The organism is Cupriavidus necator (genome assembly GCF_016127575.1).
Lineage (GTDB): Bacteria > Pseudomonadota > Gammaproteobacteria > Burkholderiales > Burkholderiaceae > Cupriavidus > Cupriavidus necator_D.
In genome coordinates this window covers 669,748-682,701 of sequence record NZ_CP066019.1, presented here as the reverse complement: position 1 = coordinate 682,701, position 12,954 = coordinate 669,748, and the positions used below count along the sequence as shown (strand labels likewise).

Sequence of the window (12,954 nt, the reverse complement as noted above, 5' to 3'; positions counted from 1 at the left end):
AGCCCCCAAGCCCCTCCCCCCTCAATCCGCCTGAATCTTCGCCGCCTTCACCACCCCACCCCAAAGCGCCAGCTCCCGCTGAATCCGATCTCCCAGCGCCTTCGGCGTGCTGATATTCACGTCATACCCCCCAGCCGTCATCCGTTGCCGGAAAGCAGCATCCTCCCCAACCGCCTTCTGCGCCTTGACCAGCTTGTCCACCACATCGGCCGGCAGCTTCTGCGGCCCCACCAGCGCATACCAGCCGGTCAGGTCATAGTCCTTCTGCCCCGACTCGATCATGGTCGGCACGTTCGGCAGCGCCGGGTTGCGAGTCTTCGACGTGACCGCCAGCGCCCGCACCTTGCCGCCATTGATATGCCCGATGGCCGTGCCGGTAATATCGAACATGAACGTGACCTTGCCGCTCATCACGTCAGCCATGGCCGGCGCATTGCCCTTGTACGGCACATGCAGCATCTTCACGCTGTTCATTTGAGCCAGCAATTCCGCGGACAGGTGGTTCGATGCCCCAATGCCGGCCGAGCCGAACGAGACCCCCTCAGGATGCTTGCGCGCATAGTCGACCAGCTCGCCCACGTTCTTCGCCGGGAAGTCCTTGTTCACCAGCAGCACGTTGGTGTAATCGGTGATCAGGCCGATGTAGGTAAAGTCCTTGACCGGATTGAAATTGACCGAGTGCTGGATCAGCGGCGTCATGGTCATGGTCGGGCTGGCGACGAAATACAGCGTGTAGCCGTCCGGCGCCGCCTTGGCGGTCATGTCGGCGGCGATCGCGCCGCTGGCGCCCGCGCGGTTATCCACCACCACCGGCTGCTTGAGCACGCGCCCGAGTTGCTCGGCATAGATGCGCGCGGCTGTGTCGACCGGGCCGCCGGGCGCGTAACCCACCAGCAGCTTGATCGGCCGCGACGGGTAGGCGTCGGCGGCCCACGCCGCGCCCTGCAGCAGCAGCGTGGCGGTCAGGGCTGCCAGTGTCGTCCGTGTCTTCATTATTGTCTCCTCCAGGTATGGCTGATATTGCCCGGGGCCGGCGGGCCCGGCGGGCGCTTAATCGAGCATGGCGCGCAGCGGCTGCTTGAGCAGCTTGCCGCTCGCCGTGGTCGGAATCACGTCGACGGTGCGGACCTCGGCCGGGCGCTTGTACGGGGCCAGGCTCTCGCGCAGGTAGGTGTCCAGCGCCTTGCGGTCAAGCTCGGCGCCGTCCTGCATTTCAATGAAGGCCACCACTTCCTCGTTGCCGTCGCCGGTGGTGCGTCCGACCACGGCCGACTGGCGCACGCCCGGGAAGGCATTGATCACAGACTCGACCTCGATCGGGTAGACGTTGAAGCCGGAGCGGATGATCAGGTCCTTGGAGCGGCCGGAGATAAACAGCGCGCCGTCGGCATCCAGGTAGCCCAGGTCGCCGGTATTGAGCCAGCCGCCGGGCAGCAGCGCCTCGGCGGTCTGCTCGGGGTTGCGGTAGTAGCCCAGCATCACGCCCGGGCCGCGCACGCGGATCTGGCCGCGCTCGCCGGCGGGAAGCAGCTTGCCTTCGGCATCGGTGATCTCGATCTCGACGCCTTCGACGATATAGCCGGCCGAGCAGTCGGCGCGCGGGGCTTCCATGCGCGTGATGAAGAGCGAGCCGGCGTATTCGGTGATGCCGTAGCCATGGTGCAGCGCCTGGCCGAACAGGGTTTCGACCTCGCGCTTGAGCGTGGGGTCCAGCGGCGCGCCGCCGGTATAGAGGTAGCGCAGGCGCGGATAGGCGCCGGGCTTCGCGCCGACGGTGGGCGCCACCGCCATGATGCGCGTGAACATGGTCGGCACGCCCTGCAGGATGGTGACGCCGGGCGATGCCAGCGACTCGAACACTTCATTGGCGTCGAAGCGCGGGCGCAGGAACAGGCTGGCGCCCGCATACAGCGTGGCCATCAGCACCGTGGCAATGCCGAAGATATGCGACATCGGCAAGGCGCCGTAGGCCACGTCGGCCGGGCCCATGTCGCGCGAGGTGGCAGAGATGCGCGCAAACTGGGTCAGGCCCGCATGCGGCACCATCACGCCCTTGGGCGCGCCGGTGGTGCCGGAGGTATAGATCAGCGTGGCGACGCTGCGGGCCAGCCCGGCCGGCTCGCGCTGCGGCGCGGTGGCCGCGCGCACCACCCGCATGCCAGCGTCGAACACCGGGCAGCCGGTGGCCTGTGCGCCCAGCCGCTCGCCGTGCGCCGCGGCCACGTCGGAGACATGGCCGGTGAACAGCACCAGCGCCGGCTGCGCATGATCGCGGATATTGTCGATCTCGCGCGCGGACAGGCGCGCATTGACCTGGATCGGCCAGGCATGCAGCAGGCTGCTGGCGAACAGCGTGACCACCATCTCGTTGCAGTTCTCGCCGACCACCATCACGCGGTCGCCCTCGCCCACGCCCCGCGCCGCCAGCCAGTCGCGGGCGGCCTCGATGCGCCGCCACAGCTCGCCGTAGCTGATGACGGCGCCGTTCTCGTGCAGGCACGGCGCGTCGGGCGTCTGCGCGGCCCAGTAGCGGGGGATGTCGTGGATGTATTCGGGGCGGAAGGAAGACATGGTGCTGGTGGGTCTCTCGATGCAGGCTGACTCGGATATGCGGCGGAATACACCCGGCCACATGAAACTGGCTGCATCAGTTTGCTGCAAGCCCCGTGCCGCAGCCATTTGGAATTCACTAAGGCCGTGTTCGTCAACGCCACTGGCCAGCCGCAGTTCGCCCCGCCACCACCCGGCGCAGGTGGTTCCGCCTCCACGAAGGACGGCTTTATCATTGATGAAGCAAAGAATCGCGCCCGGCCCCTACAATCGGCCGGCACAGTGAGGGCCGCCGCTTTGACGCACTGCACAACCAGGCAGGGCAAGAAGCGCCGCGCGGCCCGCGTACCACAGGGGACATTCAGATGGATTTGCGTTTCACCGCCGAGGAACAGGCCTTCCGCGAGGAGGTCCGCGCATTCGCGCAGGCCAGCCTGCCGGAAGACATCCGCAACAAGGTTCTCAACCACCAGCGCGTGGAAAAGGACGACTACATCCGCTGGCACCGCATCCTGCAGGCGCGCGGCTGGGGTGCGCCGACCTGGCCCAGGCAATGGGGCGGCACCGGCTGGACCGCGCTGCAGCGCCTGATCTTCGAGATCGAGACCTTCCGCGCCGGCGCGCCGCGCCTGCTGCCGTTCGGCCTGACCATGATCGGGCCGGTGCTGATGAAGTACGCCAGCCCCGAGATGCAGCAGCGCTTCCTGCCGCGCATCCCCAATATCGACGACTTCTGGTGCCAGGGCTACTCCGAGCCGGGCTCGGGTTCCGACCTGGCCTCGCTGAAGACGCGCGCGGTGCGCAAGGGCGACAAGTACATCGTCAACGGCCAGAAGACCTGGACCACCATGGCCCACTTTGCCGACTGGATCTTCTGCCTGGTGCGCACCGACCCGGAGGCCAAGGCCCAGGAAGGCATCTCGATGCTGCTGATCGACATGAAGTCGCCCGGCGTGACGGTGCGCCCGATCAAGACGCTCGACGGCGGCCATGACGTCAACGAGACCTGGTTCGAAGACGTGGAAGTGCCGGTCGGGAACCTGGTCGGCGAAGAGAACCGCGCCTGGACCTATGCCAAGTACCTGCTCGGCCATGAGCGCACCGGCATTGCCGGCATCGGCCACTGCCACCGCGAGCTGCGCCTGCTCAAGCACTACGCCAGCCAGGCCACCGACGGCGCCGGCCGCCCGCTGATCGAAGACGTGCGCATGCGCGACAAGATCGCCCGCGTCGAGATGGACATCATGGCGCTGGAAATGCTGCTGCTTCGCGTCGCCACGCAGGCCGCCGGCACCCCCGGCCCCGAGGCCTCGATCGTCAAGATCCGCGGCTCCGAGGTGCAGCAGGACCTGGGCATGCTGATGATGGAAGTGGCCGGCCCCAACGCCTGGCCGTATTCGCCGGACTGGCTTGAGCCGGGCGCGACGCAGCCGGTGGCGGGCCCCGACTGGGCCGCCCCTGCCGCCTCCACCTACTACGACATGCGCAAGACCTCGATCTACGGCGGCGCGACCGAAGTGCAGAAGAACATCATCTCCAAGATGATCCTGGGTTTCTGAAGGGATAGCTGACATGGACTTCACCTACAGCGAAGAGCAACAGATGCTGGCGGACAGCCTGCGTCGCTTCATCGATACCGAATACACGTTCGAGGCCCGCCGCAAGAGCGCGCGCGCAGGCGAGAGCCTGGATCGCGGCGTGTGGAACAAGCTCGCTGAAATGGGCGTGCTGGGCCTGACCGTGCCGGCCGACTTCGGCGGCTTCGGCGAAGGCCCCGCCAGCCAGCTGGTGGTGCAGCGCGAACTGGGCCGCGGCCTGGTGCTGGAGCCGGTCACGCCCAGCGGCGTGATGGCCGCGGCCATCCTGGCCGCCCACGGCAGCGCCGCGCAGAAGGAACAATGGCTGCCCGCGATCGCCTCGGGCGAGCGCATCGTCACGCTGGCCTACCTGGAGCCGACCACCCGCTACCGCCCGGAATCGGCCCGCGCCAGCGCCGAGCGCAGCGGCGACGGCTACGTGCTCAACGGCATCAAGAGCGTGGTCTGGCACGGCGCCGCCGCCGACGCCTACCTGCTGACCGCGCGCGTGGCCGGCAGCAATGAGATTGCGTTGTTCCTGGTGCCGCGCGACAGCAAGGGCCTGGGCGTCACCGCCTACCCGACCGTCGACGGCCTGCGCGCCGCCGACCTGTCGCTGCAGGACGTGACGGTGCCGGCCAACGCGCTGGTGGGCCAGCCCGCCGACGGCCTGGCCGCGCTGGGCGTGGGCCTTGAGCACGGCGTTGCCGCGCTGTGCGCCGAGGGCGCCGGCGCCATGGAAAAGCTGATCGAGATCACCGCCGAGTACCTGGGCACGCGCCAGCAGTTCGGCAAGCCGCTGGCCAGCTTCCAGGCACTGCAGCACCGCATGGCCGACATGCTGGTGCAGAAGGAGCTGGCACTGTCGATGGCCTACGTCGCAGTCCAGGCGCTGGACGAGGCCGATCCCGCCGCGCGCCGCCGCATGCTGTCCGCGGCCAAGGTGACGCTGGCCCGCGCCGGGCGCTTCGTCGGCCAGCAGGCCGTGCAGCTGCATGGCGGCATGGGCATGACCGATGAGCTGTCCGTGGGCGACTACTTCAAGCGCCTGACCATGCTGGACCAGTTGCTGGGCGACAGCGACTACCACCTGCAGCGCTTCGGCGAAGTGATGGAAGCCTGACCCTGGCTGCGGCCGCTGGCCGCATGCTGGCGCGCGAGGCCGGGCACTTGCCCGGCCTCGCGCCGTTTAAGTCCCCCTACCCCCGCCCCCCTTCCCGTACCACCCCGGTACGCTCCCGCAATCCTCGCGGGATGCTGGCACGCCACCCGGATTGTCCCCGCCCCCTCCGCCACGCCGGGCGCTAGGGAAATCCACTAGTCCGTTCCAACGATTCCCCGCCGCCGCGCCATCACTACGCTGTCACCACAGGCACAGGCACAGCCGGCGCCGGCAATTCCTCTTTACAAGGAGCGAGACTTCAATGAAATCCAGCACAAGACAACTGATACGCGGTGGCCTGCTGCTCACCAGCATGGCCCTGGCGGCGGCATCGTGGGCGAAGGCCACCCCGGAGGAGCTCAAGCAACTGGATGGCCCCCTCACGCCGATGGGCGCCGAGCGTGCCGCCAGCAAGGACGGCGAGGTCCCGGCATGGTCCGGCAAGTGGCTGGGCACGCCGGCGCATGTCAAATACCAGCGCGGCGAACGCTACCCGGACCCGTATGCCGATGAGAAGCCGCTGTTCGTCATCACGGCGCAGAACATGGCGCAGTATGCCGAGCGGCTTAGCGACGGGCAGAAGGCGCTGTTCAAGAAGTATCCCGACACCTTCAAGATGCCGGTGTACCCAAGCCATCGCGATTTCCGCTACGAGGACGCGGTCTACAAGGACATCCGCACCTACGCCACCACCGTCAGCATGACGAGCGATGCCAACGGCCTGAAGGAAGCGGGTCCGCAGGTTCCCTACCCGATTCCGAAAACCGCGATGGAGCTGTTGTGGAACCAGCGTTTCTCGTCGGCCATCGGCACCGAGAAGGCTCAGTTCGACCAGGCCGTGGTGTATCCGAACGGCTCGATCGCGTGGGGGCGCGTCTCGTACAGCATCCTGTCGCCGCGCAACAATGGCAAGTTCGACCCGCGCAGCGCCCTCAACGAGCGCTCCTTCTTCCGCACCGCCACCGACCTGCCGTTGCGTGACCGCGGCCAGGTGATCGTTGGCTACGCGGTCTGGGACCAGGAGGGTTCCGACACCAACCGCACGTGGATCTACAACCCGGGCACGCGGCGGGTGCGCCAGGCGCCGGAATTCGGCTTTGACCAGCCCCAGGGTCCCGGCGGCTTCCGCACCGTGGACGACGACCGCCTCTTCAACGGCTCGGGCGAACGCTACAACTGGAAGATCGTCGGCAAGAAAGAGATCTTCGTCCCGTACCACAATTACAAGCTGCAGAGCACTTCCGTCAAGTACAAGGAGCTGCTCACGAATGGCCATGCCAATCCGGACGCGATGCGCTATGAACCGCATCGGGTATGGGTACTGGAAGCCACGCTCAAGTCCGGTTTCCGGCACCAGTATGCGAAACGCGTGCTGTATCTCGACGAAGACAGCTGGCTGGCCCTGGCGGCCGACAACTACGATGGCCGGGGCCAGTTGTGGCGCACCAATCTCCAGGCCTCGGTGTACGCCTATGATGCACGCCGCTACTATCCGACCACGGTGTTCTACCATGACCTGATTTCGGGTGCCTACATGGCCGACCGCCTGACCAACGAAGGCCCGATGGCAACGCTGAACAACAGCCCGGAATTCAACGAGGCGTTCTTCTCCCCGGACGCCGCGCGCGGGTCGGGTACCTGATCCCATCGTGATATCCGGCCGGGCGCAGCCTTTGGCGCCCGGTCGCGCTCCCCTCCCCGCCCTGAACTGCCCCCAGAAGTCGGAGACGACTTTTGGGGGTTTTTACATGGCAAAGCCCAGCCGCTCCGATTGCAACCCGGGCTGCGCCGAGTGCTTCTACCTCGAAATGAAGGCCCTGTATCCCGGCGAACGCGAGCGCCGGATGCAGGACGATGTCATGGTCACGTAAGTCCGGAGCGCCATCGAACAAAAATGGGGCATCCGCCGCGGCTCGCGGCGGATGCCCCATTGGCCAGGAGATCAGAAGTTCAGCGGTCGCTGCGCGGCATCCAGGCCGCCGTCGATGAACACCACGTTGCCATGGATGTAGGCAGCGTGCGGCCCGCACAGGAACGCGATCAGCGCGGCCACCTCTTCAGGCTGGGCGCGGCGCCCAAGCGGCGGCAGGAAATCGCGAATGGCATCGCCATAGCGCGGATCCTTCAGCCCGGCCTGCAGCAGCGGCGTTTCCACCGCCCCCGGCGCGACCACGTTGAGGCGCACGCCGGCCTGTCCCCACGCGGCCGCACGTTGCCGCGCGGCCGCCGCCACCGCATGCTTGGAACTGGCATAGGCGATATAGCCAGCCTGGTCCCGGGTGGCTTCCGCCGCCGCGGCGGCCGCCACCATCGTGCACACGCCTGGCTCATCGCCGGCAAGGTAGGCATCACGCAGCGGGCTGCCCTCCCAGGACTGGAGCGTGGCCGAGTTGGACGACACCACCACGGCGCACGGATCCGAGCCCTGGCGCAGCGCCTCGAACAGGCCATCCAGCAGTGCTACCAAGCCGAAGTAGTTGACCGATGCCACCAGCGTTGCGGGTTCGACATGCGGGCCCAGGCCGGCGCAGCAGACCAGCCGGTCGATGCGGCCGCCTGACCGCGACAGTACGGCGTCGATCGCGGCAGCGCGGCCCTGCGGGCTGGACAGGTCGGCAACGATGTCGGCATCGCGCAGGTCGATGCCGATGACCCGGCAGCCGTCGGCGAGCATGCGCTGGCGCACGGCCGCGCCCATACCGGACGCGGCTCCGGTAATGACGACGGTTTTCATGGTGCGAGGTTCCGTGGAGGTTGCCATCAGGCCTCGAACACATGCCGCAGCGCCGGCGGTTCGATATTGCCCGGGTTCAGCTCAAAGATGCGCCGTGCCACGCTGGACGGCCGCACCTGCTCCACGTCGGTGTAGAACTGCTGGTACCAGTCACGCATCTGGTAGAGGGGCCCGTCGCCTTCGCACAGCAACGGGTTGTCGATGCGGATCTTGCTGTCCCAGATCGCCACGTCCTCGTAGAAGGCCTGTTTGGCCTGCTCCACATAGGCTTGCGCCATGGCACGGTTCTGTTCCTCGGACAGCCCCGGGATCTTCTTCACCAACACGCCGTAGCGCAGCGCGAAGCTGTTGAGGTCGATCGGCACATGGCAGTTGAGCAGGATCGAGTGGATCTGCTGGTCGCCCATCTGTCCGATCATCTCGGTGATGTGGTATGCGGGCCCGAAGTACGTGGACAGCGCCGTCAGCTGCGCATCGCCCGAGAGCCGGGCACTGCGCCCGATCATCAGCTGCGTGGCCTTGTGGTCTTCGAACAGGTTGGCAAAATAGTCCACCGGCGCGCCATGGACCGTGCCGAAATGCGCCATGTCGGAGATATTGTCGACCAGCTCGCGGCAATTGGTGCGGATCAGCATCTCGTCGATGGCCCAGTCCGACCAATCCGAAGAGAAGCAGGCATCGATGCGCGGAATCGCCACCTCGAGGGGTGCCGGGCGGCCTTCGGGATCGTGCCAGATGAAGAGCAGGTGGTTCTGCTCGCAGGTCTCCCAGGCGCCGACGCGGGCCTTGGGCGGCACCCGCTTGCAGTAGGGAATGGACTTGCAGCCGCCGTCGCCGCCCCACTGCCAGCCGTGGAACGGGCAGACCAGGTTGTCGCCCTGCACGGTGCCGGTGCTCAGGTCTGCGCCCATGTGCGGACAGTAGCCGTCGATCACGCGAATCGCGCCGGTCGAGTCGGCAAACGCCGCCAGGCGCCGGCCGAAGATATTCAGCGTGTGCGGCACGCCGTCGCGGTAGCCATCGGCCAGGCCGAGGCAATGCCAGCCGCGCGCGTAGCGGGCCTCGAGCGGGCGTGATTCGATCTTGTAGCCGGTCTTGTAGCCAGTCTGGTTGCCGTCAGCGGTCATGGCGTCTGTCTCCTTGAATTCCCGTGGGACCTTCAAGATAAGAGCGTCTGGCCGGCGGCTCATCGTCCCATCGGACTACTGCAGCGCGGCAATCTTCGTCAGCGCCGGGTCATTGCCCGGGCCATGCACGCAACTGACACCGGCCGGATCGTAGATCCGCGCCACGCAGCCATTGCAGCTGTCACAGGCCGAATGCGCCACCGCGCCGCTGCGCCAGTTGGCGACCAGTGCGGGATCGTGGATCAGCGCGCGCGCCAGCGCGATGCAGTCGAAGCCCTCTTCCATCAGCTGCGCGACATTGCCGATCGACTTGACGCCGCCGATATAGGCCAGCGGCATGCGCACCGCCCGCCGCACCACGCGCGACGCCTCCAGGAAGTACAGCTCGCGAAAGGCCAGCGCGCGCGGCGTGCGCTTCTCCAGCATGGTGATGCCGAAGCGCGCCACCGCGGTCGGTGCGGCGGCCTTCATCTGCGCCGTGGGCATGGGGCTGCCGAACAGCGCCCACGGGCTCTCGACGTTGCGCCCGCCGCTGAGGGTCAGCAGGTCGGCGCCTTCCGCCTCCAGCAGGCGCGCGCTCACGGCGGAATCCGCGGGTTCGTTGCCGCCCGGCACGCCGTCGCTGACGCTCAGCTTGCAGCAGACCGCCAGCTCGGCGCCGACCGCGTCCTTCACCTGGCGCAGTACCGCGGCCGGAAAGCGGGTGCGGTTCTCCACGCTGCCGCCGAACGCATCGCGCCGACGGTTGCTCAGTGGCGACAGGAACTGGTTGAGCAGGTAGCCGTGCCCCATGTGGATTTCCACCGCGTCGAAGCCGGCTTCGCGCGCCAGCCGCGCCGCGGCGGCAAACTGGCCGGCAACGCGCGCCATGTCCGCCTCGCGCATGGCACGCTGGAAATACACGCCATGCAGCATGCCAAAGGCATTGAGTCCGGATGAAGCACTGCCCGGCGCGCGGCTGCCGCCATGGCGCATGGTGGTGAACGAGCCCGCATGGGTGATCTGCAGGCAGGCCGCCGCGCCTTCGCGATGCACGGCATCGGTCAGCACGCGCAGGTGCGCAACCTGCTCCGGGCGCATACTGAGCTGGTGCGAAAAAGTCAGGCCGTCGTCGGCCACCGCCGCATACGCCACCGTGGTCATGCCCACGCCGCCCGCGGCAAGCTCGCGGTGGTGCCTGACCAGCGCCTCGGTCGGCAGGCCCTGCGGCGTCATGCCCTCGTTGGCGCCGGCCTTGATAATGCGATTGCGCAGCGTGAGCGGGCCGATGCGGACCGGTGTGAATGCCGCCGCCGCGTAAGCCTGGTGATCGTGCATGCTGTCTCTCCGGGTCATCGGCCTTACACCGCGTCGGATTTCAGGGCGTGCGCCGGCGGCACCGTCTCGCCGCGCGCGGCGCCACCGGCACCACCGGCGGCCACGCGCGCACGCTCTTCTTCCTCCACCCCCAGCCACGCAGCCAGCGCCGGCAGCAGCGACACCGCGCCGAACAGGTTCACCAGGAACATGAAGGCCAGCAGGATACCCATGTCGGCCTGGAACTTGAGCGCGGCAAAGGCCCAGGTGCCCACCCCGATGCACATCGTCAGCGCCGTGAACAGCGCCGCCGAACCGCGCTGGCGCATGGCCTCGGCAAAGGCCTGCGGCAGGGCCTGCCCTTCCTCGCGGATCTGGTGCTGGATGCGCTCATACAGGTAGATGCCGTAGTCCACGCCGACGCCCACGCCCAGCGTGATGACCGGCAGCGTCGACACCTTCAGCCCGATGCCAAGCCGCGCCATCAGCGCATTGCACAGCACCGACACCAGCGTCAGCGGCACGATGATGCACAGCACCGCGCGCCACGAGCGGAACGTCAGCAGGCATAGCAGCGTGATCGCACCGAAGATCGACAGCAGCATGGTCACTTCGGCTTCTTCCACGGCCTCATTGGTGGCCGCCATCACGCCGATATTGCCCCCGCCCAGGCGGAACGCCACGTTGGGGGTCTTGTCGGCGGCGGTGAAGCGGCGGATCTCGCGGATGATGTGGGCGATGGTGGCGCCCTCATGGTTGGCGGTGTAGATCAGCACCTGGATGGCCTGGCAGTTCGAGGTATTCATGCCGTTGTCCGGGTCGAAGGCCTTGGCGCCCTGGCTCAGGCCCTCGCTGCTGCGCGGCAGCGCCTCCCAGCGCGGGTTGCCCTCGTTGTAGGCGCCGATCACCACCTTGGCCAGCGACGACACGCTCACCACCGACTGCACGCCGGACACGCCGCGCATATGCATCTCGAAGCGTTCCACCGCACTCATCACCGGGTAGTGCAGGCAGCCGTCGTCGAAGCCGGTGGGTTCCACCACCACGGTCAGCGCATCCGAGCCGATGTTGTACTGGCTCACGATGCTGGCGCTGTCGCGGTTGTAGCGCGAATCCGCGCGCAGTTCCGGTGCGCCGCTGCCGACATCGCCAATCTTGAGGCCGCGCGAATCGATGGCGCCGGCCGCCAGCAACGCGAGCGCGGCAACGAACACGCCCAGCGCCGGGCCCGGACGCGCCAGCGCGCCGAACTTCTGCCACAGCCCGCCGGTTCCGTGCGCGCGCCGGGCCTGCGCCGATGCCAGCGCCGACGGCTCCAGCCGCGTGTACGACAGCAGGATCGGCAGGAACACCTTGTTGGTCACGATCATCAGCAGCACGCCCAGGCAGGCGGTGATGCCAAGCTCGCGCACGATGTCGATCTCGATGCGCATGATGACCATGAACCCGAGCGCGTTGGTCAGCAGCGCGACCGTGCCGGGGATGAACAGCTTGCGGAAGGCCGCGCTGGCGCTGTCCAGCGCACCATGTCCCTGCACCACCTCTTGCTTCCAGGCATTGGTCATCTGCACCGCGTGCGAGACCCCGATCGAAAAGATCAGGAACGGCACCAGGATCGACATCGGATCGATGCCGTAGCCCAGCAGCGGCAGCAGGCCCAGCAGCCAGGCCACGGGCAGCAGCGCCACCGCCAGCGACAGCAGCGTGATACGCAGCGAGCGCGTGTACAGCCACAGCAGCAGCGCGGTCACGGCGAAGGCCAGCGCGAAGAAGCCCATCACGCCGGCGATGCCCTCTTCCACATCGCCCACCAGCTTGGCAAAGCCGACGATATTGACCTCGACGTCGGTGCCGCTGAAGTCCCCGCGGATCTTCTCCAGCTGGCGCGCGACCGAACCGTAGTCGATGGTCTTGCCGGTGGCCGGATCGGTCTCGCGCAATTCCGCGCGGATCAGCGCGGACCTCAGGTCGTTGCTGACCAGGCGGCCGATCTGGCCGGAGCGCGCCACGTTGCGGCGCACCTTGTCGAGCTCGGCCGGCGTGCCGGAGAAGCGCCCCGGCACCACCACGTCGCCGCGAAAGCCCGCCTCCGTCACCTCGGTGTAGCGCACATTGGGCGTGAACAGCGAGAACACGCGCGAGCGGTCCACGCCGGGGATGAAGAACACGTCATCGGTGGCGCGGCGCAGCTTGTCCATGAAGGCCGCGTTGTAGATATCGCCGTCGCCCTTCCAGCGCAGGCTCAGCAGCACCGTATTGGCACCGGAAAAGGTGCTCGCGTACTTGGTGAACACCTGCATGAACGGGTGCTGCAGCGGGATCATCTTGTTGAAGCCGGGATCGAGCCGCAGCCGCGTGGCCGAGGCGCCCAGCGCCACGGTCACGGCCAGGCACAGCACCAGCAGCAGGCGGCGCCGGTGCATCAGCAGGCTGGCGCAGGCATCGACAAGGCGGCCCAGGCGGCCGGAGGAATGGGGGCGGGTCATGATCGTTCTCGCATTCGGTAAG

General features: G+C 67.4%; 10 protein-coding genes. 4 read left to right on the top strand and 6 right to left on the bottom strand.

Going from position 1 to position 12,954, the window contains the following annotated elements:
* Nucleotides 1-21 precede the first annotated feature (21 nt).
* Complete coding sequence (locus I6H87_RS22160) at nucleotides 22-993, bottom strand: Bug family tripartite tricarboxylate transporter substrate binding protein (RefSeq protein ID WP_011616747.1); 972 nt, start codon at nucleotides 991-993, stop codon at nucleotides 22-24.
* 57 nt (nucleotides 994-1,050) lie between these two features.
* The gene (locus tag I6H87_RS22155) at nucleotides 1,051-2,571 is read right to left on the bottom strand and encodes a class I adenylate-forming enzyme family protein (RefSeq protein WP_011616746.1); all 1,521 of its coding nucleotides are present in this window, start codon (nucleotides 2,569-2,571) and stop codon (nucleotides 1,051-1,053) included.
* A gap of 344 nt (nucleotides 2,572-2,915) precedes the next feature.
* Between I6H87_RS22155 and I6H87_RS22150 the strand changes: the two genes are divergently transcribed.
* The 4 genes from I6H87_RS22150 (at nucleotide 2,916) to I6H87_RS34735 (ending at nucleotide 7,160) form a co-directional block, all read left to right on the top strand.
* Nucleotides 2,916-4,109 carry an acyl-CoA dehydrogenase family protein gene (locus tag I6H87_RS22150; RefSeq protein WP_010813959.1) on the top strand — a complete coding sequence of 398 codons (1,194 nt, stop codon included), beginning with the start codon at nucleotides 2,916-2,918 and terminating at the stop codon, nucleotides 4,107-4,109.
* A gap of 13 nt (nucleotides 4,110-4,122) precedes the next feature.
* Nucleotides 4,123-5,250: an acyl-CoA dehydrogenase family protein gene (locus tag I6H87_RS22145; RefSeq protein WP_062804632.1), complete on the top strand. Its 1,128-nt coding sequence runs from the start codon at nucleotides 4,123-4,125 to the stop codon at nucleotides 5,248-5,250.
* 301 nt (nucleotides 5,251-5,551) lie between these two features.
* The gene (locus tag I6H87_RS22140) at nucleotides 5,552-6,931 is read left to right on the top strand and encodes a DUF1329 domain-containing protein (protein WP_010813961.1); all 1,380 of its coding nucleotides are present in this window, start codon (nucleotides 5,552-5,554) and stop codon (nucleotides 6,929-6,931) included.
* A 106-nt stretch (nucleotides 6,932-7,037) separates the two neighbouring features.
* Nucleotides 7,038-7,160 (top strand): hypothetical protein, encoded by a 123-nt coding sequence (locus tag I6H87_RS34735; RefSeq protein ID WP_255266304.1) that lies wholly within the window; start codon nucleotides 7,038-7,040, stop codon nucleotides 7,158-7,160.
* Between the two features lie 71 nt (nucleotides 7,161-7,231).
* On the opposite strand, the gene I6H87_RS22130 is transcribed toward I6H87_RS34735, so the two are convergent.
* The 4 genes from I6H87_RS22130 to I6H87_RS22115 form a co-directional block, all read right to left on the bottom strand.
* Nucleotides 7,232-8,023, bottom strand: a complete 792-nt coding sequence (locus I6H87_RS22130) for an SDR family oxidoreductase (protein ID WP_041688004.1) — start codon at nucleotides 8,021-8,023, stop codon at nucleotides 7,232-7,234.
* A 26-nt stretch (nucleotides 8,024-8,049) separates the two neighbouring features.
* Nucleotides 8,050-9,150: a 3-ketosteroid-9-alpha-monooxygenase, oxygenase component gene (locus I6H87_RS22125; RefSeq protein ID WP_011616743.1), complete on the bottom strand. Its 1,101-nt coding sequence runs from the start codon at nucleotides 9,148-9,150 to the stop codon at nucleotides 8,050-8,052.
* Nucleotides 9,151-9,225: 75 nt separating this feature from the next.
* The gene (locus tag I6H87_RS22120; RefSeq protein ID WP_371852264.1) at nucleotides 9,226-10,404 is read right to left on the bottom strand and encodes an NADH:flavin oxidoreductase; all 1,179 of its coding nucleotides are present in this window, start codon (nucleotides 10,402-10,404) and stop codon (nucleotides 9,226-9,228) included.
* An 86-nt stretch (nucleotides 10,405-10,490) separates the two neighbouring features.
* Nucleotides 10,491-12,932 (bottom strand): efflux RND transporter permease subunit, encoded by a 2,442-nt coding sequence (locus I6H87_RS22115; protein ID WP_011616741.1) that lies wholly within the window; start codon nucleotides 12,930-12,932, stop codon nucleotides 10,491-10,493.
* Nucleotides 12,933-12,954: the final 22 nt, after the last annotated feature.